Raw genomic sequence first — 24,757 nt, forward strand, 5'->3', positions numbered from 1 at the left:
TTGCGAACCGCCCTCTTTCGAGTCTGGCAGCTTTGCAAGGCATCGTGCTGTCGATAGCCGCTATTGTATAGGCGTTTTCCCGGGGCGTCACGCAGTTGGCGAAAATTTCTGATTGAACCGCATCTGCATGACCTACAGATGACGACGCAGGGCCATGGCAGCAGATGCAGCGCCTGCCGGCGCCGATCCCCCTGCAACCGGGCCGCTGTTGGCGCGCACCCGATAATGGCGCCAACATGGCATTGATTACCTTATTAGACGCGCAACTGGCCTTTGGCCACGTTGCCTTACTGGACCACGCAGACTTCGCCCTGGAGTCCCAGGAGCGGGTTGGCCTCATTGGCCGCAATGGCGCAGGCAAGTCCTCGCTGCTGAAGATTCTCGCCGGCATGGAGAAGGCCGATGACGGCCAACTGCAATTGCAGAACGGCTTGCGCATCGCCTATGTGGCCCAGGAACCCAACCTGAACCTGGAACACACGATCTTTGAAGCAGCCTCTGACGGCCTGGCGGAAGTGACTGCCATCCGTGACCGTTACTTTGCCGCCGAAGACGGCGAAGACCTGGATGCCCTGCAGTCCCAGATCGAGGCCTTTGATGCCTGGAACTGGGAGCAGCGCGTGGAAGAAACTCTGCAGCGCCTGCACCTGGACCCACAAGCAGTCGTCGGCAATCTGTCCGGCGGTGTGAAAAAGCGCGTGGCGCTGGCCCAGGCGCTGGTATTGCGCCCCGATGTGCTGTTTCTCGATGAGCCGACCAACCACCTGGATCTGGACTCCATCGCCTGGCTGGAAGACCTGCTCAAGGAGTTCAAGGGCAGCATCATCACTATTACCCACGATCGCTCCTTTCTGGATGCGGTGGCGACCCGCATCGTGGAGCTGGACCGTGGCCAGCTGCGCAGCTACCCCGGCAACTTTGCGCAGTACGTGGTGCAAAAGCAGGAGCAGCTGGCACAAGAGTCGGTGATCAATGCCAAGGCCGATAAATTGCTGGCCCAGGAAGAGATTTGGATCCGCAAGGGTGTCGAAGCCCGCCGCACCCGCAGCCAGAGCCGGATCGAGCGGCTCAAGGTAATGCGCAGCGAACATGCGGCACGCCGCACCGCCCAGGGCAGCGTGAAGATGGACATTGCCTCGGGCGTGGGCAGTGCCTACCAAGGCAAGATCGTGGCGGAGCTGACCGACGTCAGCAAGCGTTTTGGCGACCGGACCATTGTGCGCAACTTCAGCACCACGGTGCTGCGCGGCGACAAGATCGGTCTGCTCGGCCCCAACGGCGCCGGCAAGACCACCTTGCTGAAGATGATTCTGGGCGAGTTGGCTGCAGACAGCGGCACGATCCGCCAGGGCGCCAACCTGCAGGTAGCGTATTTTGACCAGATGCGCGATGCGATCAATCTGGATGCGACCCTGGAGGACTTCATCAGCCCGGGCAGCGAATGGATCGAGATCGGCAACCAGCGCAAGCATGTGAAAAGCTACCTGAGCGATTTCCTGTTCTCGCCCGCACGCGCGCACTCGCCAGTGCGCTCCCTGTCGGGTGGCGAGCGCAACCGCTTGCTGCTGGCCCGCTTGTTTGCCCGCCCGGCCAATGTGCTGGTGCTGGACGAGCCGACCAATGACCTGGACATCGACACCCTGGACCTGCTGGAAGACTTGCTGCAGCAGTACGACGGCACCGTCTTCCTGGTCAGCCATGACCGGACCTTTTTGGACAACGTGGTCACCAGCATCATCGCCGCCGAAGGTGATGGCCATTGGCGCGAGTACGAAGGCTCGGTACAGGACTGGCTGATCCAGTCGCGCCGCTCGCGTGAGATTGCCGAGCAGCGCGACGCTGCCCAGGCCAGCAAGCAAGCCAAGGAGACCAAGGCCGCCGCGCCAGCGCCCGCTGCAGCAGCTGTGCCCAGCGCACAGCCCAAGCGCAAGCTCAGCTACAAGGACCAGCGCGACCTGGATACCTTGCCGGCCCGCATCGCCGAGCTGGAAGCCGAGCAAAAGGATATCCAGGCCAAGCTGGCTGATGGCAGCCTCTACACCAAGGACTACGGCCAGGCGATGCAGTTGCAGCAGCGCGATGCCGCCATTGAAGAGCAGCTGCTCGAAGCCTTGATGCGCTGGGAAGAGCTGGCCAGCTGATCCAGCGCCGCGCTCAGCCCTCTGCGGCTCAGCGCGGCATGGGCTCAGCCTGCGGAAACTCGGCACGCACCTGCTGGTAGACCCGCCAGAAGCTCGGGTCCTGCGTGCAGGCATAGTTGATGCGCATCAAGGTGGATGGCTGGCGGCTCGCATGGAAGAGGCTACCGGGCGCAATCAGGTAGTTTTCATCGAGCATGCGCTGGGCCAGTACCTCGGTATCCATGCCGGTATCCACCCAGCCGAACATGCCTGCGGGCTCGGTGACAAAGCGGCAGCCGGACTCCAGCGCCAGCGGCACGCTGTGCTTGCGCGCCTGCACCAGGCGGCTGCGCATGCGCTCGATATGGCGCCGCAGCTGGCCGTTTTCGATGCACAGCGCCATCGCGCGCTCCATCAGCGCCGGGCTGGTCAAGGTGGACAGCAGCTTGGTGTCCAGCATGCGGTCCACCAGATCCGGTGGCGCCACCATATAGCCGACGCGCCAGTTGGGCGCCAGTATCTTGGCAAAGCCACTCACATAGATGCTGCGCTGGAGGCCATCCAGCACGCTGAGCCGGGTGGCATGCTCGGGTGCGATATGGCTGTAGGTGTCGTCCTCAACAATATAGAAATTGAAGGACTGCGCCAGCTGCAGCACCTGGTGGGCCGCTGCCGGGTGCAGGCTGTAGCTGGTGGGGTTGTGCAGCACGCTGACGCTGACATACAGCTTGGGCGCATGGGTCTCGCAGTAATGGCGCATGACGGCCAGATCCGGGCCATCGGGCCCGCGCGGCACCGGCAGCACCTGCATGCCCAGCGCCGCCAGCCGGGCAAACTCTACCGACCAACCAGGCTCTTCGACCATCACCGCATCGCCCGCCTTCAGCAAGGTGCGGCTGACAATGTCCAGGCCCTGGGTTGCGCCCATCGTGGTCATCACCTGCTTCATCCCCACCGGCAAGCCCAGTTCCTTGAGGCGATCGGCCAGCAGCGCGCGCAGCAGCTCATCGCCCATGGGCGCGCCGTAGCTCCAGTGCATGGCATGCAGCGCGTCCGAACCCACGACCTTGCGCAGCGCCGATTGCAGAAACTGGTTCTGCAGCCATTCGGGCGGGAACATGCCGGCACCCGGCTGCGGATGCGTGGCCTTGTGCATCATGCCGCGAATGAGCGAGGTCGCATTGATGCGGGCCGATGCGGCCGGCAGCGACACCGCGTCCTTCAAGGTCCTGTCCTTGGCCACCGGCGGTGCGGAAGGCATTGTAACCACGGCCTTGGCGACATAGTCGCGCACGTAGAAGCCGCGCTGGCGGCGCGCCTCCACCAAGCCCTGGGCCTGCAGCAAATCATAGGCGGCGACCACGGTATAGGGGCTGACGCTTTGCTGGGCGGCACAGGCCCGCACCGATGGCAGGCGTGCACCGGCTGGTAACAGGCGCGATCGGATGCGTTCTGCAAAGCGCGCCGCCAGTTGCTCGGTCAGGGTATGGGTGGTGTCGCGGGTCAGCATGGCAATAGAGGGGAGATGTACCGGTTTTGGCACCAATACAGTTCATGGTATTGATTTTCTGTCTGTACTGTAACTGTATTGCTATCAAAGCTACATTATTTGAGGCAAGCCTGCCCCCAAGGTCCCGGCTGTCTCCGCTGCAACTGGCCTGCGCCTTCGCTCCGCCGAAAGCTGGCAGCGCCGGTGCATGATGGGCCTCCCCGAAGGCAGTGGACACGATCACCATGACAACGACAATGACCGCCGTAGAGTTCAGCGCATTTCTGGTTCTGGCCACGGCCATGAGCTTTACCCCCGGGCCCAACACGACGATGGCCGCTGCGATGGGCGCGAACTGGGGTCTCAAGTCCGCCATGCGCTTTGTCTGGGGCGTGCCCATGGGCTGGGGCGCGTTGCTGCTGCTGTGCGCCAGCGGCGTGGGTGCGTTGGTGATGGCAGCGCCCGCCCTCAAAGGCGCCATCAAGGCCGTCGGCATTGTGTACCTGGTCTGGCTGGCCTACAAACTCAGCCGCAGCGGCCAACTGGCCGAGACCAAGAACGGCCACCTGCTCGGTTTTTGGCAGGCCGTCGGCTTGCAGTTTGTCAACGTCAAGGCCTGGCTGTTGGCGCTGGCCATTGTCGCGGGCTGGATTGTCGGCTTTCAGGATGCGTTGGCGCGTCTGGCGATTGTGCTGCCGGTGATGCTGTTTTACGCCTTTGCCAGCAACTTTCTGTATGCCTCGGTCGGCGCGCTGCTGCGCAGCTGGCTGGCCCAGGGCCAGCGTCTGCTCTGGTTCAACCGGGCGATGGCGCTGATCCTGGTGCTGACGGCGGTATGGATGGTCAAGGCCTGAGCCTGCAGGTAATAAAGTCTGTGCCGCTGCCCACTAGCCCTCTACTAATTGGACAATCAAAGTCCCACCGGCAGGCCTGTGCGCTGGCCTGCCCCTGCAAAGAACCATGCAGGCCAAAAGCCTGCCGGCAGTGTCCGCCCGCCGTGCCCAACCCCAGACGCCCGGCCACTGCCACCATTCCAACCTGCGGTGGCTCTGCGCTGCATCCACCCCCACCCCGGCCAGGGCGCTGTCGCCCCGGCTGCCTGTCAAAGAGATGAGGAAATGATGACGAACTGGACCTTGGCCAAACGCGCCGCCAGCATGAACCCCTCGGTGATCCGCGAGATCCTGAAAGTGACCGAGAAGCCCGGCATCATCAGCCTGGCCGGTGGCTTGCCCTCCCCCAAGACCTTCCCGATCGCTGCCTTCAAGGAAGCAGCCGACAAGGTACTGCTGCAGGACGGTGCGTCTGCACTGCAATACGCCGCCAGCGAAGGCTATGCGCCATTGCGCGAGTTTGTGGCCAAGCAACTGCCCTGGGACGTCAGCCCCGACCAGGTGCTGATCACCACCGGCTCCCAGCAGGGCCTGGATTTGATGGGCAAGATCCTGCTCGACGAGGGCAGCCGCCTTCTGGTGGAGACGCCGACCTATCTGGGAGCCCTGCAGGCCTTCTCGCCCCAGCAGCCCCGGGTGGTGGGCGTGGACAGCGATGACCATGGCGTGATCCCCGACGACCTGGCGCGCAAGGCGGGCGAGGGCGCGGACAAGGCACGCATGGTCTACCTGCTGCCCAACTTTCAGAACCCCACCGGCCGCAGCATGGACGAGGCCCGCCGCCAGGCTGTGGTGGACCGCCTGGCCACCTTGGGCATCCCATTTCTGGAGGACAACCCCTACGGCGACCTCTGGTACGACCAGGCGCCGCCCGCCCCACTGACGGCCCGCAACCCGGAAGGCGGCGTGTACCTGGGCTCCTTCTCCAAAGTGCTGGCACCGGGCCTGCGCCTGGGCTATGTGGTGGCACCCAAGGCGGTCTATAGCAAGCTGCTGCAGGCCAAACAGGCGGCCGATCTGCACACGCCCACCTTCAACCAGCGCATGGTGGCCGAGGTGGTGCAAAGCGGCTTTCTGGACCAGCATGTGCCCACCATCCGCGCGCTCTACAAAAAGCAGCGCGATGCAATGCTGGCCGCACTGCGCACGCATTTCGCCGACCTGGATGTGCAGTGGACCACGCCCACGGGCGGCATGTTCCTCTGGGTGCGCATGCCTGAAGGCATTGACACCGTTGCCATGCTGCCAGCTGCCGTCGAGCGCAATGTGGCCTATGTGCCCGGCAGCGCCTTCTATGCCAGCCAGCCTGACAACCGCACGATGCGCCTGTCCTATGTGACGGCCTCGGAAGAGCAGATCCATATCGCCATCAAGGCACTGGCCGATACGGTGCGGGCCACGTTGGCCGCCCGGTAAGCCAGCAGGCCACATCGCCAGAGAGCAGGCCCGCAAGGCAGGCTCTCTGGCCACCACACCACCACGCAGCACACACTAAGGAAGACACATGCTGAAAATCTGGGGCCGCATCAGCTCGATCAATGTGCGCAAGGCCGTCTGGGCCGCGCAGGAAGTGGGCATTGCGTTTGAGCGCATAGACACCGGCGGCAAGTTCGGCGGCACGCAGACGCCCGAGTACCTGGCCCGCAACCCCAATGCGATGGTGCCGGTGATCGAAGACGGCGAAGGCGCCATGCAGCTGACCCTGTTCGAATCCAACGTGATCGTGCGCTACCTCTGCGCCCGCTACTCGCCCGGTGTGCTCTACCCGGCAGCGCTGGCCCAGCGCTTTGATGCCGAGCGCTGGATGGATTGGCAGCAAACGACGATGAACCCCGCCGGGCGCGATGCCTTTATCCAGCTTATCCGCACCGCACCCGAGCAGCGCGATGCGCAAAAGATCGCCGCGTCCATCGCCGCGATGGAGCCCTTGCTGCAACTGCTGGACCGCCATCTGGCCAGCCGCCCTTATCTGCAAGGCGCGCAGTTCGGCATGGCCGACATCCCCGTGGCCTGCGAGGTGCACCGCTGGTGGAACCTGCCCGCCGCCGCCTACCAGCGGCCCCACTACCCGCATGTGGAACGCTGGTTTGCCGCGATGCTGGCCCGCCCGGCCAGCCGGGGCGTGCTGGACATCACGATCGAGTAAGCGCCGCCCAACCCGCGCCCCGCAGCGCGCCACCACGGCGCGCCCTGCTTTTTTTCCCTCCACCCCCCTACCATGCAGCCACGCCGCTTTGCCCAGCTCGATGTATTTGCCCACCATGCGCTGCAAGGCAATGCGCTTGCCGTGGTGCTCGATGGCGAAGGCATTGGCGACGCGGCCATGCTGGACTTTGCCCGCTGGACCAACCTGTCCGAAACCACCTTTGTGCTGCCGCCCACGCCCGAGGGGGCCGCATGTGGCGCTGACTACCGGCTGCGCATCTTCACCCCGGCAGGCGAGCTGGCCTTTGCCGGCCACCCGACCTTGGGCAGTTGCCAGGCCTGGCTCAACGCGGGCGGTACGCCGCGCCAGGCGCAGGCGGTGGTGCAGGAATGTGCCAAGGGCCTGGTCAGCATCCAACGCTCTTCCTCTGCGAGCGGCATGGACCACGCAGGCCTGGCCTTTGCCGCGCCACCGCTGCAGCGCAGCGAGGTGCCTGCCGGTCTGCAGGCACAGGTGTTGGCCGCATTGGCCTTGCAGGCCGATGACCTGCTCGCCGCGCAGTGGCTGGACAACGGATCGCGCTGGATGGGTTTGCTGATGCGCAGCACCGATATGCTGCCACGCGCCCAGCCCAACGCGGTGGCGCTGCGGACACTGGGCGTCAAAGCCGGCCTCTGCGCCATCCACACACCCAGCAGCGGGGCGATGGCGGCAGAGCCAGTGCTGGAAGTGCGCGGCATCACCTTGACCGCCCATGGCATCGCCGAAGACCCAGCCACCGGCAGCCTCAATGCCAGCCTGGCCCAGTGGCTCGGCGCTGCCGGCCATATCGCCTTGCCGTACCGCGTGCAACAAGGGGCAGCCATCGGCCGCGCGGGCCGCATGCGCCTGGTGGCCGATGCGCAAGGCCAGATCTGGGTACAGGGCCAGGTGCACAGCGTGCTGACAGGCCAGGTCATTCTGTGAATACTGAAGAAAGGAAGTTCCCATGCGTACACGCGCCTTTATGCAGGTCGATGTGTTTTCCGAAACCGCCTACCGTGGCAACCCGCTGGCCGTGGTGCTGGACAGCGAAGGCCTGGGCGATGAGGCCATGCAGGCCTTTGCCCGCTGGACCAACCTGTCCGAAACCACCTTTTTGCTGCCACCCACACCCGAGGGCCGTGCCCAGGGTGCGGACTACCGGGTGCGCATCTTCACCCCCGGCGGCGAGCTGCCTTTTGCCGGCCACCCCACCTTGGGCAGTTGCCACGCCTGGCTGGCAGCCGGTGGCCAGCCGCAGCAAGCCGGCCGCGTGGTGCAGGAATGCGCCAAGGGCCTGGTGCCCTTGCAGCAGGACGCGCGCAGCGGTCGCCTGGCCTTTGCCGCCCCGTCGCTCAGCCGCAGCGAGATTGCAGATGCAGAACTGGCCCCGGTGCTGCAGGCTACCGGTCTACAGGCAGGCCAGGTGCTGGCCCGCCAAAAGCTCAACAACGGACCCGAGTTCTGGGCCCTGCTGCTGGACGACCCTGACACCATCCTCGCGATGCAGCCCGATCTGACGGCGCTGCATGGCCTGGGCATGGAATTGGCCGTGGCGGCGCTGTACCCGCAAGCGGGCAAGACGCTGATCGGCCGCGCCAGCCGCGAGGCGCGTGCCTTTGACAGCGCCTCGGGCCAGGCGCCGCGTGCAGCGGAGGCCGACGTGGAGGTGCGCGTCTGGTTCAACGCCGGCACCAGCCTCAGCGAAGACCCGATCACCGGCAGCCTCAACGCCAGCCTGGCGCAGTGGCTGCTGGCCGATGGCCATCTGCAGGCCCCCTATGTGGCCAGCCAGGGCATCAACCTGGACCGCAGCGGCATCGTCAACATCGCGCAAGATGCGGCCGGCCAGGTCTGGGTCGGCGGCCATGTGTCCGCCGGCATCCGGGGCGAGGTGCTGCTGTGAGCCATGCCACCCTGGACCACCTCGTCGTCATGGCGGCCAGCCTGGATGAAGGCCTGGCCTGGTGCGAGGCGACTTTGGGCGTGACGCCTGACGCAGGCGGCCAGCATGCCTTCATGGGCACCCACAACCGCCTGCTGCGCATCAGCAGCCCCGCCTTTGCGGCCAGCTACCTGGAGATCATCGCGGTCGACCCGCAAGGCCAGGCGCCCAGCAGCCACCGCCGCTGGTTTGACATGGACGACAGCGCGCTGCAGGCGCAGGTGCGCAGCCAGGGGCCGCAGCTGACCCACTGGGTCGCACGCGTCAACGGCATCACCCAGGCCACCAAAGCCTTGCGCGCGCTCGGCCATGCGGCCGGCACGCCCCAGGCCGCCAGCCGGCAAACGCCCCGGGGCCTGCTGGCCTGGCAGATTGGCTTGCGCCCCGATGGCCAGCGCCTGCTCCAAGGCCTGCTGCCCACATTGATTGAATGGGGGAACCAGCACCCGGAAGCCAACTTGGCGGACAAGGGCGTCGCACTGCAGCAGCTGCAACTGCTGCACCCCGATGCCGCAGCCCTGCACACCGCGCTGCAGGCCCTGGGCCTGGGCAGCCACCCCGCCTTGCAGGTAGCGCATGCCCCCACGCCGGCGCTGGTCGCCGATTTGCACACGCCCAAGGGGCCGGTGCAGCTGCGCAGCCCTCTCTGATCCGCTCTTCAACGCACTCTCTTTTCTGATCTATGCAAGCCATCTCCCTTCCCAGCCTCGCCGAGATTGAAGCCGCCTCCCGCATCGTCTACCGGGAGTTCCAGGCCACGCCGCAGTACCGCTGGCAGCTGCTGGGCGAACGCCTGGGGGCCGAGTGCTGGCTCAAGCATGAGAACCACACGCCGGTGGGCGCATTCAAGATCCGGGGCGGCCTGGCCTATTTCGCGCAGATGGCCGCGCGCGGCAACCTGCCCGCCCAGGTAATCAGCGCCACGCGCGGCAACCACGGCCAGAGCATCGCCTGGGCCGCGCGCAGCCATGGCGTGCGCTGCACCATCGTCGTGCCCCATGGCAACTCGGTCGAGAAGAACATGGCGATGCGTTCGCTGGGTGCGGAGCTGATCGAGCACGGCGACGACTTCCAGTCCGCCCGCGAGCACGCGATTGCATTGGCTGAGCAGAACGGCGCCCATATGGTGCCCAGCTACCACCCGGACCTGGTCAGCGGCGTCAGCACCTACTGGTGGGAGTTTTTGCGCGCCGTGCCGCATTTGCAGACCGTCTATGTGCCGATTGGCCTGGGCTCGGGCGCCTGTGCGGCCGTGGCTGCCAAGCTGGCCTTGCAGCATCCGGTGCGCATTGTCGGGGTGATCAGCACCGGCGCCACCACCTACCGCGATTCCATCGCCGCCGGTGAGGTGGTCGAGGCGGTGGTCAGCACCGAGATTGCCGACGGCATGGCCGTGCGCCGCGCCGACCCGATGGCCCTGCCCGTGCTGCGCCAGCACCTTGACCACCTGGTGGCCGTCAGCGACGACGAAGTGCGCGAAGCCATGCGCTGCCTGTTCACCGATACCCACAATGTCGCCGAAGGCGCAGGTGCCGCTGCGCTGGCCGCCGCGCTGCAGGAGCGCGAGCTGATCGCCGGCCAGACCATGGGTCTGGCGCTGACCGGCGGCAATGTGGATGCGGCCCTGTTCAGCCAGGTGCTGGGCGGCTGATTCTGCGCGTGTAAGACTTCAGCGGGGAGCTACTGTCCACTCCAGCTGGTGGATCTCCTGCAGCAGCAAGGCCAGTTGATGGGCCGCTGCCTCGACCACCGCGCGGCCCTTGTCTGCCGTGGCGCCAGCGGCATTGCCGACGGCGCCGCAGGGGTTGTAGTCTTCCATCGCCCAGCCCATCTTGGCGCTCTTGCCGTTGCCCACAATCGCAAAGCTCCGCGCCCGGTCCTGCGACGTGGAATGGAAACAGTCCGCCTGCGCCATGTCCACCTGCGCAGGTGCGAGGTGCAGCATCATCGAGGTTTCCACCTCGCCGCCATGGATGCCAAAGCGGTGCTCCTCGGCGCTGAACAAGCCCGTCACTTCGGCCGGCAACGGCAGCCCGCCCCAGCTGCTGCTGTAGACCAGCATGCCATGGGCCATGCGCAGCTCGCGCGCGACGATATCCATCACCGCCACCTGCCCGCCATGGGTGTTGAACATCAGCAGCTTGCGGATGCCGGCCCGCGCTACCGCCTGACCCAGCGCCGTCCAGAGATCGATGATGAGCTTGGGCGGCAGGCTCAGGGTGCCGGGAAAGTTCAGGTGCTCGGTACTCAGACCGATGTTCTGCGCCGGCAGCACCAGCACCGGCACATCGGCCGGCAGCAGGGGCAGCGCCGCCACCACAATGCCTTGCAGCAAGGTGGCATCGACGGAGACCGGCAAATGCGGGCCATGCTGCTCCACCGCGCCCACCGGCAGCACTGCCACCGTGCTGGCTGCGAGGCCGCTGGTCTGCGCCTGGGCAAATTCGCGCGTGCTGATATCGGCCCAGAATCGGGAAGACCAGGGGGCGACAGCAGCGTTTTCAGAGGCGGGCATGGGTATTCCAACAAACAGGCGGCACACCATGTGCCGGCGAAGCGCTATCTTAGGCCATGCTAAGCCGCCTTGAGCCGGCGGTACAGGGTCTGCCGGCTGATGCCCAGCAGCTTGGCCGCCTGCGACACATTGCCCCGGCACTGCTGCAGCATCTGGGCAATGGCAGCATGGGAGAGGGTTTTCAGATCGGTGGCCGGCAGGCTGGGCGGCTGCGCTTGCGCCGCCAAAGCAGCTACCGCCATCGGCGCGCCTTCGCGGTAGCGCAGCAGCTCCTGCGCCAGATCGTCCGAGAGCTGGGACCAGCCAATCGTGTCCTCACCGGGCAGCAGCAGCGCCGATGCGGTCTGCAGCGCGTTGGCATATTCGCGCAGGTTGCCGGGCCAGGGGTAGTGCGCCATCGCAAAGGCCAGATCGGGGTGCAGCCTGACCGACTGGCCGGGGTTGAACTGGTCCAGCAAGCGGCGGGTGATGGCCTCGCGGTCGCTGCGCTCGCGCAGCGCGGGCAACTGCAAGGCCAGGCCATGGATGCGGTAGAACAGATCGGCCCGAAAGCGCCCTTGCGCCACGGCCTCGCGCAGCTGGTGGTGGGTGGCGCAGACCAAAGCAAAGTCCAGCTGCTGGGCCTTGCCGCCCCCCAGCGGCGTGATGCTGCGCTCCTGCAGCACGCGCAGCAAGCGGGTTTGCAGCGCCAGCGGCATATCGCCGATTTCGTCAAGGAACAAGGTGCCGCCCTGGGCCTCGCGCAGACGGCCCAGTTGGCCATCGCGCCGGGCACCGGTAAAAGCTCCTGACTCGTAGCCAAACAGTTCGGCCTCGATCAAATGCTCTGGAATGGCCGCACAGTTGATGGCCACAAAAGGCCCGGCATGGCGCGCGCTGCTGTCATGCAAGGCGCGGGCAAACAGCTCCTTGCCGACGCCCGATTCGCCCTGCACCAGTAAGGCAATGCCCTTGCCCAAGGTGCGCCGGCCACGCTCTGCGGCAGCGCGCCAGGTCGGGTCGCCGGTGTCGAGCTGGGCCAGCGCATCGGGCGCAGGCCGCAGAGGCGCCGCCGCCAGCGGCGCACGGACAGCGCGATCGCTGCTCAGCACAGCTGGCGTAGCGGCTGCCGCTGTGGCTTGCAGGGGCAGCACCAGGCGCGCAAACACGCTGCGGCCGGTGTGCAGGGCCGCCAGGTGCAGGCGTTCGGTGTGGCTGTGGCCCCGGGCCAGCCAGTCGCGCAACGGCATGGCGCTGATGTCATCCCAGTGCAGATGGCCCCAGTCGGCGGGGGCGATCTTGAGGCTTTGCATGGCCGCGCGGTTGCCGCCCAACAGCAAGCCATCCGGCGCCAGCGCCAGAATGCCTTCGGCGGCGGTGCCCACCCCTTCGGCCTGGGTGTGGAAATGCATGCGCCAGTCGCGCTGGTGGCGCGCCAGCAGCCAGCGGTTTTCGATCATGCGGGCCGCAGTGGTGGCCAGCCCCAGGGTATGGGCCTGGGCCAGCCGCTGGTCGCCGGAGATATCGAGCACGCCCAGCAGTTGGCCCTGGGCGCTGAAGATGGGCGAGGCCGCGCAGTTCAAAAAGCTGTTGGCTTCCAGAAAGTGCTCCGCGCCTTCGACGCGCAGCGGTGTGGCCTCCACCAGTGCCGTGCCGATCGCGTTGGTGCCGCGCGCCTCTTCGGTCCAGATCGCACCACTGCGCAGCGCCACCCGCTCGGCCTTGTTCAGAAACGGGGCATCGCCCAAGGTGTGCAGCAAGGTGCTCTGGGCATTGGCCAGGATGACCATGCTGTGGCTGTCCTGGATCTGCTCGAACACATAGTCCATCACCGGCCGGGCAATGGCGAGCAGATCTTCGCTGCGGGTGAGCACCTGGCGCATTTCGGTCCCCGTCAGCGGATCGCCGCCAGAGACACGGCCAACGGGTTGCACCCCTGCGCGCAGACTGCGTTCCCAGGAGCTGGCAATGCGCGCCTGCACGGCCCCGGGCGGGCATTCACCATGTGCCAACAAATGCACCCGTGCCTGACGCAGCACCTGGGAGGTGATCTGGGGATCCATGTCGTCTCCTTGCAAGCCTGTCTGCGCAGGCCCATGGGGACAGTATAGGAAAGCAGCCGCTCGGGGAAGCCGCGAATAGCCATGACGCTGTCCGACTGTTCCAGATTGGAACACCTGCACTGTCCGGCGCTGTACCAGCGGCTGCCATTGCGCGCTATCAGACTGAGACAAATCAAGCACTTGCCGCGCTTTTCACGCTGGCATGCATCTTGATATGTCCCTGGTGACTCGTGCCTTCAGCGGCTTTGCCAGCGGCGCGAATCAGCTTGAGACATCCAATTTCCAAGGAGACAAACCATGCAATACGTATTTCCCGGCCAATCGGGCGCCAAGATCAGCTACAAGAAGCAGTACAACAACTTCATCGGCGGCCAGTGGAAGGCGCCCGTCAAGGGCCAGTACTTTGACGTGGTCTCGCCGATCAATGGCCAGGTCTACACGCAGGCCGCACGCTCGACGGCTGAAGACGTGGAGCTGGCACTGGATGCCGCGCATGCAGCGGCAGACGCCTGGGGCAAGAAATCGGCCGCCGAGCGCTCCAATGTGCTGCTGCAGATTGCCGACCGCATCGACGCCAACACCGAACTGCTGGCCTATGCCGAAACCGTGGACAACGGCAAGGCGATCCGCGAGACGCTCAATGCCGATATTCCGCTGGCGGCCGACCACTTCCGCTACTTTGCCGGCGCGCTGCGGGCGCAGGAAGGCGGCATCAGCGAGATCGACAACACCACCGTGGCCTACCACTACCATGAGCCATTGGGCGTCGTCGGCCAGATCATTCCCTGGAACTTCCCCATCCTGATGGCCGCCTGGAAGCTGGCCCCCGCCCTTGCCGCAGGCAACTGCGTGGTGCTCAAGCCGGCCGAATCCACGCCCATCGGCTTGCTGATTCTCATCGAGCTCATCGAGGACCTGCTGCCCGCCGGCGTGCTCAATGTGGTCAACGGCTACGGCCGGGAGGCGGGCATGCCGCTGGCCAACAGCAAGCGCATCGCCAAGATCGCCTTTACCGGATCGACCAGCACGGGCCGCGTCATCGCCCAGGCCGCCGCCAACAACCTGATCCCCGCTACCCTGGAGCTGGGCGGCAAGTCGCCCAATGTGTTCTTCGCCGATGTGATGGACCATGACGACGCCTTCCTGGACAAGGCGATCGAAGGGCTGGTGCTGTTTGCCTTCAACCAGGGCGAGGTCTGCACCTGCCCCAGCCGCGCACTGATCCATGAATCCATCTATGACCGCTTCATGGAAAAGGTGCTCAAGCGCATTGCCGCCATCAAACACGGCAACCCACTGGACACCGACAGCATGATGGGTGCGCAGGCCAGCAAGGAGCAGCTGATCAAGATCAGCAGCTACCTGGACCTGGGCCGCCAGGAAGGCGCCGAGGTGCTGATCGGCGGCGCCGAAGCCAAGCTGGGCGGCGATCTGGAAGGCGGCTACTACGTGCAGCCCACCGTGTTCAAGGGCCACAACAAGATGCGCATCTTCCAAGAAGAGATCTTTGGCCCGGTGCTGGCCGTCACCACCTTCAAGACCGAAGAAGAAGCGCTGGAGCTGGCCAACGATACCTTGTACGGTCTGGGCGCTGGCGTCTGGACGCGCAATGGCAATCTGGCCTACCGCATGGGCCGCGCGATCAAGGCGGGCCGCGTGTGGACCAACTGCTACCACCACTACCCCGCCCACGCCGCCTTTGGCGGTTACAAGGAATCGGGCATCGGCCGTGAGAACCACAAGATGATGCTGGACCACTACCAGCAGACCAAGAATCTGTTGGTGTCCTACTCTGAAAACAAGCTGGGCTTCTTCTAATAATCGGTGTGCTGGGCGGTGTGCCCGGCCTCCACTGCATCCGCAGCAGGGGCCGGGGCCACGCACGCCGCCTGGGCAATCCCTTCACCGCAGGCCCGGCCCAGCCTCGCCTGCCATCACCGGAGACAGCATGATGGTTGTGGAGAAAGTGGTGGCCACCCCGGCCGCGCAAGCACTGATTGCCCTGCTCAAAGACAAGCATGGCCCTGGCCTGATGTTTCACCAATCGGGCGGCTGCTGCGACAACAGCGCAGCCAACTGCTACCTGCTGGGCGAGCTGACCATCGGCCAGGGCGATGTCTACCTGGGCGATATTGGTGGCTGCCCGTTTTACATGAGCACCTCCCAGTACGCGTACTGGAAGCACACCCAGCTCATCATCGATGTGATCGACACCCACGGCGGCGGCACCTTCTCGCTCGAAGGACCCGAGGGCAAGGCCTTCCATACCCGCTCGCGGGTGTTTAACGAGGCCGAGTTGGCAGCGCTGGCGCAACAGGATGCGCAGCGCATTGCAAACAATGCGCCGTCCTAGGCCTTGGCAAGCCGCAGACCTACCGCACAACTTTGGTGCAAAACAAGAGATAAACGCATTAATTCAAAGACTTGCATAAAAACCATGGGCACAGGCGGGTGAAATTGTTGCAATGCAGCATTCTTCATTACTTTCTACAATTTCCCCAGTACCAACTCCGCTGTGGATACCATGAACGCCCAACACAAAACCCAAGCCAAGGTCCAGAATCTGGCCCACAAAAGCCTGGAGCTCAGTCTGGCTGCGCCGCAGGTGGTCGCACAGCGCGTGGGCCGGATGATGCTCGCCGGCACCCATCCATCTGCCCGCGACCAGCAGGAGTTCTACCGCATGGGCAGCGAAAAGGTGGTGGCCTTCTACGAGTCCTGGATGGGCATGTGGACCCAGGCCTGTACCTCCTACTGGCAAACCGCCGCCAGCCTGTGCACCACACCGATGCTGGCACCCAGCAGCAGCAACCCGCTCGCCGCCTTTGGCGTGGGCAAGGCCACCTCGCGCATGGTGACGCAGCAGGTGCAGGCGGTCACCGATGTGCTCGACGCCGGCCTGACGCCAGTGCATGCCAAGGCCGTGCGCAATGCCAAGCGGCTGTCGCGCAGCAAGCGTTAATCCCTCTGCCCATTACTGCTGCGCCTGGTTGCGCTGCTTCGCTGGCGGCGTTAATGCTGAAACCGGTGATTTTTTAGCGCTGCTTTTTTGCGTCACTTTTTTGGTAGCAGATTTTGCGGGCGCCTTTTTAACGACTGGTTTAGCAACCGCCTTTTTAGCCGCCACCTTCTTCAGCGCCGGCTTTCGTGGCACCTGCTTTGGCTGGCCTGTTGCCTGCGTCGGGAGTGCTTTCTTTCTAGCCGCTTCCAGCCGGGGAAATCGCACTCGCTTGCCGTCGGGCAGACATTGCACATCCTGACGCCGAACTAGCGCTGCTAAGACCTGCTCTGTCAGGTCGGGCACATGTTCAAGCTGTGCAGTGACCGTCCGAATCGTCTGTAGCAAGGCGGCTTGTGTACTTGGCAGGTTTGCATGCATCTTTTGCAAGGAGCTGGCGACCCGTTTGGCGCCAGCTGTAACCAGCGCTGGCACCGATTTCTGTGAGAGTGAAGCAGCCTCGACGGGAGCGGGTGCTAGTGGCGGGGCATACCCTTGAGCCATTCCTTTACCAACTGCACTGGCAACCCGTTCACTGCCATCACTGCAGGGCGCGACAACGGCTGTACGTCCCAACCCTGGGCTCGCCATACGCTCTGAACCCTGTAATTTGATTCGCAGATGCGCCAAAGCGCACGCGCGTTGGGCGAGCTGGGCTTTCGCGGGAATAGGCTCTCTGATTAAGCTGACAGCGGTGGCATACATGTCTTCAGCGGACCACGGCTGGCCCCATGCTCCACTAATTCTGCGGTGCGTGATAAGACGCCAAGCTATCTGCGCAGCGCTAGGAGGCAAAGGGTTGAGGGCTGCTGGCAACTTTTTTACCGGCCCCGTTTTCATCGGCGCCACAACTGCCGCCTTGCGGTACTCAATGCGCCGCACTGCGAACTTCAGCAGCCTCGCATGCTCCACCATCGCGTCATAGCCCTTGTCATTGGAGACGATCACGAACTCATCGCCCTTTCGGCTCGACGAGAGATATCCGGCATAGAAACAAAGCTGAAAATCCAGCGCATTCTTGCCGGATCCGGAGCGCGGAACCGTCACGACCCGCGCCTCATCAAAGCACTCAATATGACTGCTGGTATCGACCTTCTGCGAAGGGCCGTGCAGCAACCAGACATGGCGGGCCTCAGGCACCAAGGCTTTCAGTGCTTGGCCTTCGCGCTGCACGTTCTCCCAGTCAACCAGCAAATGCACGCGCTTGCCCACTGGTTGCTTCTCCTTATCCGGGTGCTTGGCTGGATGTTTTTCGGCATTTTTTTGCAGCTTGGCTTCCACCGCCTCCTCAATATTCACCTGTGTGTGGTCTGCCAACTGCAGCAAGTACAGCAGCACGTCGGCGATCTCATCGGCCACCCGTTCTTTCTGAACAGGGTCGCGTGTGAGGCCACGGGACTCGGTCAAAGTGCTCCACTGGAACAGTTCCATCAACTCCGCCGTCTCCACCATCAGCGCCATCGCTAGGTTCTTGGGCGCATGGTAGGGCTGCCAGTCACGGGCGGCAGCAAAGCAGCGCAAACGTTCTTGCAAGGCGGATATGTCCATGGAGACTCCTTTGTCCTGATAGCTGTCTACGCTTGAATCGACTCCGATCCAGGTACGAAAGCCGTGGCATTCAACTACCGCAGGCAGCTACCAATTATGGTGTTTGCTTATCCGTGCGCTGCAGGGCCCACATGCTTGCATAGCGCGCGCCCAGCGCCAGCAGCTGCGCATGGGTGCCGCGCTCCACAATGCGGCCCGCTTCCATCACCAGGATTTCATGCGCGTCCACCACGGTGGACAGGCGGTGGGCGATCACCAAGGTGGTCTTGCCCTGCGCGGCCTTTTGCAGTTCCTGCTGAATGGCGCGCTCGTTGGCCGAGTCCAGCGCCGAGGTCGCCTCGTCAAAGATGAGGATGGGCGGGTTTTTCAGCAGGGTGCGGGCAATGGCCACGCGCTGCTTTTCGCCGCCCGACAGTTTGAGCCCCCGCTCGCCCACACGGGTGGCATAGCCTTCTGGCGAGGCGGCAATCATCGCGTGGATGCGCGCCGCCTGCGCGGCCTGCACGATCTCCTCTTGTGAGGCACCCGGGCGGCCATAGGCGATGTTGTAGGCGACGGTGTCGTTGAACAGCACGGTGTCCGGCGGCACGATGCCGATGGCGCGGCGCAGGCTGTCCTGGGTCAGATCGCGGATGTCCTGGCCGGCAATGCGGATGGCGCCCGACTGCACATCGTAGAAGCGGAAGATCAGCCGCGCCAACGTGGATTTGCCGGCGCCCGAGGGGCCCACCACGGCAACGGTCTTGCCCGCAGGCACGACAAAGCTCAGGCCCTGCAGAATGGGTCGGTCCGGGTGGTAGGCAAAATGCACATCGTCAAAGCGCAGCTCGGGCTCGGCCTGCAGCGCCAGTGGTTGGGCGGCCGGGGCATCGGCCACTTCGCGCTGCTGGTCCATCAGCACAAACATGCGGTCCAGGTCGGTCAGGCTTTGCTTGATCTCGCGGTACAGGGTGCCCAGAAAATTGAGCGGAATGTAGAGCTGGATCATGAAGGCATTGATCATCACCAGATCGCCCAGGCTCAACCGGCCATCGACAACGCCCTGGGTGGCGCGCCAGAGCATGGCTACCAAGGCCACCGCAATGATCAGCTGCTGGCCGCTGTTGAGCAGGCTCAGGCTGCTTTGGCTTTTGAGGCGCGAGCGGCGCAGCTTCTCCAGATCCCCGTCGTAGCGCTGGGCTTCAAAGGCCTCGTTGTTGAAGTACTTCACCGTCTCGTAGTTCAGCAGCGAGTCGATGGCCTTGCTGTGCGCCGCGGAATCGATCAGGTTGGCCTCGCGCCGAAAATGCGTGCGCCACTGGGTGACCACGACGGTGAACGTGATGTAGACCGTGAGCGCCACGATGGTGATGATGGCGAACCAGATGTCGAACTGCACGGCCAGAATGCCCAGCACCAGCGCCAGCTCGATCAACGTGGGCACGATGCTGTAGAGCGAGTACGAGATGAGCGACTCGACGCCTTTGACCCCGCGCTCGATGTCGCGGGTCATGCCGCCGGTCTGGCGCTCCAGATGAAAGCGCAGGCTCATCGCATGCAGATGTTCGAAGGTCTGCAGCGCAATCGCCCGTGCGGCGCCCTGCGTGGCCTTGGAGAACACCAGCTCGCGCAGCTCGCCAAACACCGAGGTCAGCAGCCGCAGCCCCCCATAGGCCAGCAGCAAGCCCACCGGCACCACCAGCAAGGCCTGCGGGTTGCCAGGGCGGATGTCGAGCGCATCCACCACATGCTTGAGCAGCACCGGCACCCCGACATTAGCGACCTTGGCCCCCACCATCAGCACCAGGGCGGCCAGCACGCGCCACTTGTAGGTCCATAGATATGGCAACAGGCGCTTCAAGGTGCGGCCGTCGCCAGCGGTCAGAGTTTTCCCATCATGGGGGGTAGGGCTTGTGGCGGCGGGCGCCTCGGCATAACGTCGCATCGGAGACAATGGTGGGTTTGTTATAGACCTCCATTGTGACCATGAATACCCCACGCACTGCATCCAACGAGCTTCCCCAGGACAAAGAGCTGGTTTTGCGCGTTGTTCCCATGCCTGCTGACTGCAATGCCAACGGCGATATCTTTGGTGGCTGGGTCATGTCGCAGGTGGATCTGGGCGGCTCGGTGCTGCCGCTGCGCCATTCGCGCGGCCGCACCGTCACCGTGGCGGTCAATGAGTTCATCTTCAAGCAGCCGGTGCGTGTCGGCGACATCCTGTCGTTCTACGCCAAGCTGGTACGCGTGGGCACCACGTCGATGACGGTCCAGGTCGAGGTATTTGCCGAGCGCCTGTCCAAGCAGGGCCAGTTCTTCAAGGTGACCGAGGCGACCCTGACCTATGTCGCCATCGATGACGAAGGCCATCCCCGCACCGTGCCGCCGCTGCCAGTCTGATTGCCACGGGCTAATGGCCCAGAAACACCAAAGCCGCTGCAACGCAATCCTGCGCTGCAGCGGCTTTTTCACAAGCGGGAGGCCGGGGCCTCAGCGATCAGGCCAGGCTTTCGGCCGGCTTTTCCGTCTTGGTGGCCGTGGCGCTGGCGGCCACGGGCTTGCGCGTGCTGTTGGAGCACTCGATCTCGCCGGTCAGCTGGCCACCTTCTTCGATGATGACCTTGCCGTAGCGGATCTTGCCGTGCACCCGGCCGCTGCCAAAAATCACCAGCTTGTCGCGCACGGTCAAATTGCCTTCGAACTCGCCATGGATCTCGGCGATGTCGATCTCGGCCGAGCCACGGAACGCGCCTTCGGCAGCGATCTGGATCACGCGCGAATCCATCGTGGCCTCGACCGTGCCTTCCACCACCAAGGTGTCGCAATCGGTGATCTCGACGCCCTTGAGTTTGATATTGGGGCCAACAGTCAGTTTGCTGCCGGTGCCGGGCGTGGTGTCAGAGGTCACGGTGCTGGTATAGGAAGAGGTAGGAGAAGGGTTGCTGGGCTCATCGGCCTTGTGGCCGCTCAGGTTGCCGCCGAGCACGGAACTGGCAGAGCCGGCAGCGGTGCTGGGCAAGGTGCTGCCCGATGAACTGGAGGCATTGCCTCCCATGAACTTGGAGGCGGAAGAGTCGTTGTCACGGCGCCCGCCGAAAAAAGGGTTTTGTACAGCCATCGGTTCTCCTTGTGAAAAGCTTCTACATGCTATTCAATTTATAGCTAGGGTGTTCACAAAATTTGACACTAGTCGTAACAGCAGGCAACTATGGCGGCCTTTCCTATCAATACTTTCATACGTCGGACAAATCTCACATTTCCCAACATCCCTGCGCGCCGCTGGCCCGCATCAGGACACGATATAGGCTGCCGTGGCGGTGGCCAGCACCTGGCCGCTGCTGTCGCAAAAATCCGAGCGCGTGGTCGCCACCCGCGAGCCCAGCCGCAGCACCCTGGCCTGCAGCGCAAAGGGGCCATGGGTGCCTGGGCGCAGGTAGTCGACCCGCAAATCAATGGTGCCCAGCTTGGCAAAACGCATCAGGCGCTGCATCACGGGCTCACCGGCATGTTTGGCGCCAGAGGCCGCCATCACCGCGATGCCGCCCAGCGCATCCAGGCTGGCGCTGATGACGCCGCCATGCACCCGCTGCAGGCCAAAATGGCCGATCAGCTCGTTGCGCATCTCCAGGCTGGCCCAGACCGCATCGTCCTGCACCGCCTGCAGCTTGAGGCCCAGCAGCTTGTTGAAAACGATGCGCTCTTCGAAAATGTCGCGCAGGCCTTCGATATAGGCGTTATCCAGACCCTGCATAGAGACATAGGCGGATGCTTCGAGGTGCGGCGTAGGCAATGTGACGGTGCTCATCCATCGCAGTATGCAGTCAAGCGCCCGGCACGGCAATCGCAGATTCTGCTGGGATGCCGCTGCGCCATGCGCTAGACTGCGCGCAAATACAGCACAACTATGCCTGACACCCTGCCTCCCGCTCCGCCCTCCACCCGCACGGCGCCCCGGCCGCCGTTGCGCTTGAGCTGCGTGGTGCCTGCCTATAACGAAGCCAGCAACCTGGAAGCCTTTCTGCCGGCCTTGTACGAGACCGTGCGAGCACTCTCTATAGAGTGCGAGATCGTGCTGGTCAATGACGGCAGCAAGGACACCACCGATGAAGTGGCCCAGCGCCTGGGCCAACAGCTGCCGCTGCACTACATCCAGCTGGCGCGCAATTTTGGCAAGGAAGCGGCGATGACCGCCGGGCTGGACTATGCACGCGGCAATGCGGTGCTGTTGATCGATGCCGACTTTCAGCACCCCCTGCCCCTGATTGCCGAGATGGTGCAGCTGTGGCAGGGCGGCTATGACATGGTCTACGGCGTCATCGCCGACCGCGCTGGCGAGGCCAAGGCCAAGCGCTGGGGCACCTGGCTGTTCTACTACCTGATGAACCGCGACAACGCCGTGCACATCCCCGAGAACGCGGGCGATTTCCGGCTCATGGACCGCAAGGTGGTCGATGCGCTGCGCCAGCTGCCCGAGCGCAACCGCTTCATGAAGGGCCTGTACGCCTGGGTCGGCTTCAAGAGCGTGGCGCTGCCCTTTGTGCCCGATAGCCGGCGCAGCGGGCAGTCCAGCTTCAATTTTCACCGGCTGTTTGCGCTGGCGTTTCAGGGGTTGACCTCGTTCACCACCTTGCCGCTGCGCATCTGGAGCCTGGTGGGCTTTTGCATCTCGGTGATGGCCATCCTCTACGGCATCTACATCACTGTCGAGACCATCGTGCTGGACAACCCCATCGACGGCTGGCCGACCTTGGCCGCCGGCCTGATGCTGTTCTCAGGCGTGCAACTGATGTCCATCGGCATGCTGGGCGAGTACATCGGCCGCATTTATGACGAGGTCAAGCGCAGGCCTTTGTACATCGTGGCGAACAACGATGACCGCAGCCCCGTGAGCAGCGAGCCCGTGGCACCCCCGTATGTACCGGCATCCGCCACGGCGCCGGCACCGGTTGCGCCGATGCCGCCGGAGTCCTGAGCTTGCGGGTCGCCGCCTTGGCCGAGCGCCTGCGCAGACTGCCGCAAGGCCTGCAGTTCATTGCCGTGGGTGGCTCGGCGGCGGCCACGCATTTGCTGGTGGTGCTGCTCCTGGTGGGCGGCGCGGGCATGGCGCCGCTGCTGGCCAATGTGCTGGCTTTTCTGGTCGCCTTTGGGTTCAGCTACAGCGGCCACGCCTGGCTGACCTTTGCCGATCAAAAGGCGCCCCACGCGCAGGCGCTGCCGCGGTTTTTTCTGGTCGCCTGCAGCTCCTTCGCCCTCAATGAACTGCTGTACTACCTGGCGCTGCACCAGCTGCACTGGCACTATGCCTGGAGCCTGGTGGCGGTGCTGATCGTCGTGGCGGTATTCACCTTTGTTGCAGCCAAGTGCTGGGCCTTTACTCACGCTGCACCGCACGGAGCACCATGAAGAACATCACCCTCTGCGCCGATGATTTTGCGCTGCACCCGGCTGTTGATGCAGCGGTGCTGGAGCTCGCGGCGCTGGGCCGCCTCTCTGCTACCAGCTGCATGACCACGGCCACGGGCTGGCGTGCTGCTGCACGCGCCTTGCCTGCGGTGCGCAGCCAGCTGGACCTGGGCCTGCATTTCAACCTGACCGAAGGCCATGGCATAGCGCCCGATACCCCCATCACGCGCATTCTCAGCCAGGCCTATACCGCCCGGTTGTCTGCCGCTGCGCTGCGCGACGCCTGGCGCCGCCAGCTCGATGCGTTTGAGGATGCGCTGGGCATGCCGCCCGTCTACGTGGATGGCCACCAGCATGTGCACCAGCTACCCGGTGTCCGCAAAGCGATGCTGGCCGAGCTCAGCGCGCGCTATGGCGCCGCGGCCCGGCAGATATGGATCCGATCCACGACCCCTGCAGGCGCTTTGCGTTGGCAGGCCAAATCGGCCACGATTGCGCTGTTGGGCGGCTACCGCCTCAGCCACCAGCTGCAGCGCCAGCACTGGGCCACCAACCAGGGCTTTGCGGGGGTCTATGGTTTTGATGCGCCGACGCAAGACGCCTATGGCGGCCTGATGGCGCAATGGCTGGCCGAATGCCAGGACGGCAGCCTCTTGATGTGCCACCCGGCGCAGACGCCGATGCCGGAGGACGCCATTGGCCAGCAGCGGCCGGTGGAGTGGGCCTATCTGCGCTCGCCGGCGTTTGGCGAGCTGCTGGCAGCGCAGGGCTGCCGCATTGGCAAGCTGGCGCCTGCCAAGCCAGCCTCAGCAGCGATCACAGACCGCTGAAGTTGGGCTTGCGCTTTTCCATAAAGGCCTGCATCGCCTCCTTGGCGGCGGGCTGCTGCAGCAGATCGGCAAACACACGGCCTTCTTCAGCGATGCGCGACTGAACCGCCGCCATCTGGTCGCTCTTGAGCAGGCGCTTGCTGGCCATCAGCGAGGCCAGCGGCTTGGCGGCCAGCTTGGCCGCTTGTGCCTGCGCGATGGTGTTGCATTCGGTCGGCGGCACCACGCGGTTGACCAGGCCCACCTCCAGTGCCGCCTCGGCCATGAAGGGGTCGCCCAGCAGCAAGGCCTCGCAGGCGCGCTGGTGGCCCATCAGCTGCGGCAGCAGCAGGCTGGATGCCCCTTCGGGGCAGAAGCCCAGGTTGACGAAGGGCAGCGAGAACATCGCGTTGTCACCGGCATAGACCAGGTCGCAGTGCAGCAGCATTGTGGTGCCAATGCCCACAGCCGGGCCGCAGACGGCTGCGACGATGGGCTTGGGGAAGGCCGCCAGCGCCTGCAGGAACTGGAATGGCGGCGCGTTGTCATCGGGCTTGGGACCGTGGAGGAAATCGCCCAGGTCGTTGCCGGCGGTAAACACCGAGGCATCGCCCTGGAACAGCACTACGCGTACTTCGGTGCTGCTGGCGGCCTGCTGCAGGATGTCCGCCAACGCCAGGTACATGGCGCCGGTCAGCGAGTTCTTCTTGGCCACCCGGTTGAAGGTGATGGTGCAGATGCCCGCTTCGGCCAGCACCCGGATATCGTCGCAGGAGGATTGGATCGTCATAACAGTCTCTCAAAAAAGGTTCGGTGCCGGGCCCGGGCCACTGCCAGGGCGCACACCGA

23 protein-coding genes and 1 pseudogene are annotated in these 24,757 nt (G+C 64.4%); 15 read left to right on the forward strand and 9 right to left on the reverse strand.

The window, feature by feature from the left end; translation table 11 throughout:
• The first annotated feature begins 236 nt into the window (after positions 1–236).
• Positions 237–2,141 carry a ribosomal protection-like ABC-F family protein gene (gene abc-f, locus ACCQ08_RS18445; RefSeq protein WP_373450594.1) on the forward strand — a complete coding sequence of 635 codons (1,905 nt, stop codon included), beginning with the start codon at positions 237–239 and terminating at the stop codon, positions 2,139–2,141.
• 28 nt (positions 2,142–2,169) lie between these two features.
• Here the strand turns inward: abc-f and ACCQ08_RS18450 are convergent, their stop codons facing one another.
• On the reverse strand, positions 2,170–3,630 hold the full coding sequence (locus ACCQ08_RS18450; protein ID WP_373450595.1) for a PLP-dependent aminotransferase family protein: 1,461 nt from the start codon (positions 3,628–3,630) through the stop codon (positions 2,170–2,172).
• A gap of 236 nt (positions 3,631–3,866) precedes the next feature.
• Between ACCQ08_RS18450 and ACCQ08_RS18455 the strand changes: the two genes are divergently transcribed.
• From ACCQ08_RS18455 to ACCQ08_RS18485, 7 genes are all read left to right on the forward strand, one after another.
• A complete protein-coding gene (locus ACCQ08_RS18455) occupies positions 3,867–4,463 on the forward strand; it encodes a LysE family translocator (RefSeq protein WP_239812843.1) in 597 nt (198 codons plus the stop codon).
• A gap of 267 nt (positions 4,464–4,730) precedes the next feature.
• Positions 4,731–5,918, forward strand: coding sequence for a PLP-dependent aminotransferase family protein (locus tag ACCQ08_RS18460; RefSeq protein WP_369460961.1), 1,188 nt, complete (start codon positions 4,731–4,733; stop codon positions 5,916–5,918).
• Positions 5,919–6,006: 88 nt separating this feature from the next.
• On the forward strand, positions 6,007–6,648 hold the full coding sequence (locus ACCQ08_RS18465) for a glutathione S-transferase family protein (RefSeq protein WP_373450596.1): 642 nt from the start codon (positions 6,007–6,009) through the stop codon (positions 6,646–6,648).
• Positions 6,649–6,720: 72 nt separating this feature from the next.
• The gene (locus ACCQ08_RS18470; RefSeq protein WP_373450597.1) at positions 6,721–7,614 is read left to right on the forward strand and encodes a PhzF family phenazine biosynthesis protein; all 894 of its coding nucleotides are present in this window, start codon (positions 6,721–6,723) and stop codon (positions 7,612–7,614) included.
• Positions 7,615–7,636: 22 nt separating this feature from the next.
• Positions 7,637–8,575 (forward strand): PhzF family phenazine biosynthesis protein, encoded by a 939-nt coding sequence (locus ACCQ08_RS18475; protein WP_312417166.1) that lies wholly within the window; start codon positions 7,637–7,639, stop codon positions 8,573–8,575.
• On the forward strand, positions 8,572–9,264 hold the full coding sequence (locus ACCQ08_RS18480; protein ID WP_373450598.1) for a VOC family protein: 693 nt from the start codon (positions 8,572–8,574) through the stop codon (positions 9,262–9,264). The genes ACCQ08_RS18475 and ACCQ08_RS18480 overlap by 4 nt, the downstream gene beginning before the upstream one ends.
• A gap of 32 nt (positions 9,265–9,296) precedes the next feature.
• Complete coding sequence (locus ACCQ08_RS18485) at positions 9,297–10,265, forward strand: threonine dehydratase (protein WP_373450599.1); 969 nt, start codon at positions 9,297–9,299, stop codon at positions 10,263–10,265.
• 18 nt (positions 10,266–10,283) lie between these two features.
• Here ACCQ08_RS18485 and ACCQ08_RS18490 read toward each other — a convergent pair whose 3' ends face one another.
• Positions 10,284–11,129, reverse strand: coding sequence for a creatininase family protein (locus ACCQ08_RS18490; protein WP_373450600.1), 846 nt, complete (start codon positions 11,127–11,129; stop codon positions 10,284–10,286).
• 59 nt (positions 11,130–11,188) lie between these two features.
• Positions 11,189–13,171, reverse strand: a complete 1,983-nt coding sequence (locus ACCQ08_RS18495; protein ID WP_373450601.1) for a sigma-54-dependent Fis family transcriptional regulator — start codon at positions 13,169–13,171, stop codon at positions 11,189–11,191.
• Between the two features lie 297 nt (positions 13,172–13,468).
• Here ACCQ08_RS18495 and ACCQ08_RS18500 point away from each other — a divergent pair, with 297 nt between their 5' ends.
• The 3 genes from ACCQ08_RS18500 (at position 13,469) to ACCQ08_RS18510 (ending at position 16,133) form a co-directional block, all read left to right on the forward strand.
• Positions 13,469–14,989, forward strand: a complete 1,521-nt coding sequence (locus tag ACCQ08_RS18500) for an aldehyde dehydrogenase family protein (RefSeq protein ID WP_239810606.1) — start codon at positions 13,469–13,471, stop codon at positions 14,987–14,989.
• A 133-nt stretch (positions 14,990–15,122) separates the two neighbouring features.
• The gene (locus ACCQ08_RS18505) at positions 15,123–15,524 is read left to right on the forward strand and encodes a DUF779 domain-containing protein (protein WP_373450602.1); all 402 of its coding nucleotides are present in this window, start codon (positions 15,123–15,125) and stop codon (positions 15,522–15,524) included.
• 171 nt (positions 15,525–15,695) lie between these two features.
• Positions 15,696–16,133, forward strand: coding sequence for a polyhydroxyalkanoate granule-associated phasin (locus tag ACCQ08_RS18510; RefSeq protein WP_312417147.1), 438 nt, complete (start codon positions 15,696–15,698; stop codon positions 16,131–16,133).
• Between the two features lie 12 nt (positions 16,134–16,145).
• Here the strand turns inward: ACCQ08_RS18510 and ACCQ08_RS18515 are convergent, their stop codons facing one another.
• The 3 genes and pseudogenes from ACCQ08_RS18515 to ACCQ08_RS18525 all read right to left on the reverse strand — a co-directional run bounded on the left by ACCQ08_RS18515 (position 16,146) and on the right by ACCQ08_RS18525 (position 19,641).
• Complete coding sequence (locus tag ACCQ08_RS18515) at positions 16,146–17,381, reverse strand: PIN domain-containing protein (RefSeq protein WP_373450653.1); 1,236 nt, start codon at positions 17,379–17,381, stop codon at positions 16,146–16,148.
• Positions 17,382–17,399: 18 nt separating this feature from the next.
• Positions 17,400–17,717, reverse strand: a pseudogene (locus ACCQ08_RS18520) (nucleotide pyrophosphohydrolase); the annotation flags it as partial.
• 94 nt (positions 17,718–17,811) lie between these two features.
• On the reverse strand, positions 17,812–19,641 hold the full coding sequence (locus ACCQ08_RS18525) for an ABC transporter ATP-binding protein/permease (RefSeq protein ID WP_373450603.1): 1,830 nt from the start codon (positions 19,639–19,641) through the stop codon (positions 17,812–17,814).
• Positions 19,642–19,682: 41 nt separating this feature from the next.
• Here ACCQ08_RS18525 and ACCQ08_RS18530 point away from each other — a divergent pair, with 41 nt between their 5' ends.
• Positions 19,683–20,096 carry an acyl-CoA thioesterase gene (locus ACCQ08_RS18530; RefSeq protein WP_239810602.1) on the forward strand — a complete coding sequence of 138 codons (414 nt, stop codon included), beginning with the start codon at positions 19,683–19,685 and terminating at the stop codon, positions 20,094–20,096.
• Positions 20,097–20,193: 97 nt separating this feature from the next.
• Here the strand turns inward: ACCQ08_RS18530 and ACCQ08_RS18535 are convergent, their stop codons facing one another.
• Positions 20,194–20,814, reverse strand: a complete 621-nt coding sequence (locus tag ACCQ08_RS18535) for a polymer-forming cytoskeletal protein (RefSeq protein ID WP_312835656.1) — start codon at positions 20,812–20,814, stop codon at positions 20,194–20,196.
• Positions 20,815–20,985: 171 nt separating this feature from the next.
• The gene (locus ACCQ08_RS18540; protein WP_373450654.1) at positions 20,986–21,447 is read right to left on the reverse strand and encodes a thioesterase family protein; all 462 of its coding nucleotides are present in this window, start codon (positions 21,445–21,447) and stop codon (positions 20,986–20,988) included.
• A gap of 153 nt (positions 21,448–21,600) precedes the next feature.
• Here ACCQ08_RS18540 and ACCQ08_RS18545 point away from each other — a divergent pair, with 153 nt between their 5' ends.
• From ACCQ08_RS18545 to ACCQ08_RS18555, 3 genes are read left to right on the forward strand one after another with little or no spacing between them, the layout of a single operon-like run.
• Positions 21,601–22,668 (forward strand): glycosyltransferase family 2 protein, encoded by a 1,068-nt coding sequence (locus ACCQ08_RS18545; RefSeq protein ID WP_312528906.1) that lies wholly within the window; start codon positions 21,601–21,603, stop codon positions 22,666–22,668.
• Positions 22,665–23,099: a GtrA family protein gene (locus ACCQ08_RS18550; RefSeq protein ID WP_373450655.1), complete on the forward strand. Its 435-nt coding sequence runs from the start codon at positions 22,665–22,667 to the stop codon at positions 23,097–23,099. The genes ACCQ08_RS18545 and ACCQ08_RS18550 overlap by 4 nt, the downstream gene beginning before the upstream one ends.
• Positions 23,096–23,929, forward strand: a complete 834-nt coding sequence (locus ACCQ08_RS18555) for a ChbG/HpnK family deacetylase (protein ID WP_373450604.1) — start codon at positions 23,096–23,098, stop codon at positions 23,927–23,929. Before ACCQ08_RS18550 ends, ACCQ08_RS18555 begins: the two co-directional genes overlap by 4 nt.
• Here ACCQ08_RS18555 and ACCQ08_RS18560 read toward each other — a convergent pair.
• Positions 23,916–24,698: an enoyl-CoA hydratase gene (locus ACCQ08_RS18560; protein WP_373450605.1), complete on the reverse strand. Its 783-nt coding sequence runs from the start codon at positions 24,696–24,698 to the stop codon at positions 23,916–23,918. The two genes, ACCQ08_RS18555 and ACCQ08_RS18560, sit on opposite strands and share 14 nt — an antisense overlap.
• Positions 24,699–24,757 lie beyond the last annotated feature (59 nt).

The organism is Comamonas sp. SY3 (assembly GCF_041730275.1).
In the GTDB taxonomy this organism is placed as follows: domain Bacteria; phylum Pseudomonadota; class Gammaproteobacteria; order Burkholderiales; family Burkholderiaceae_C; genus Comamonas; species Comamonas sediminis.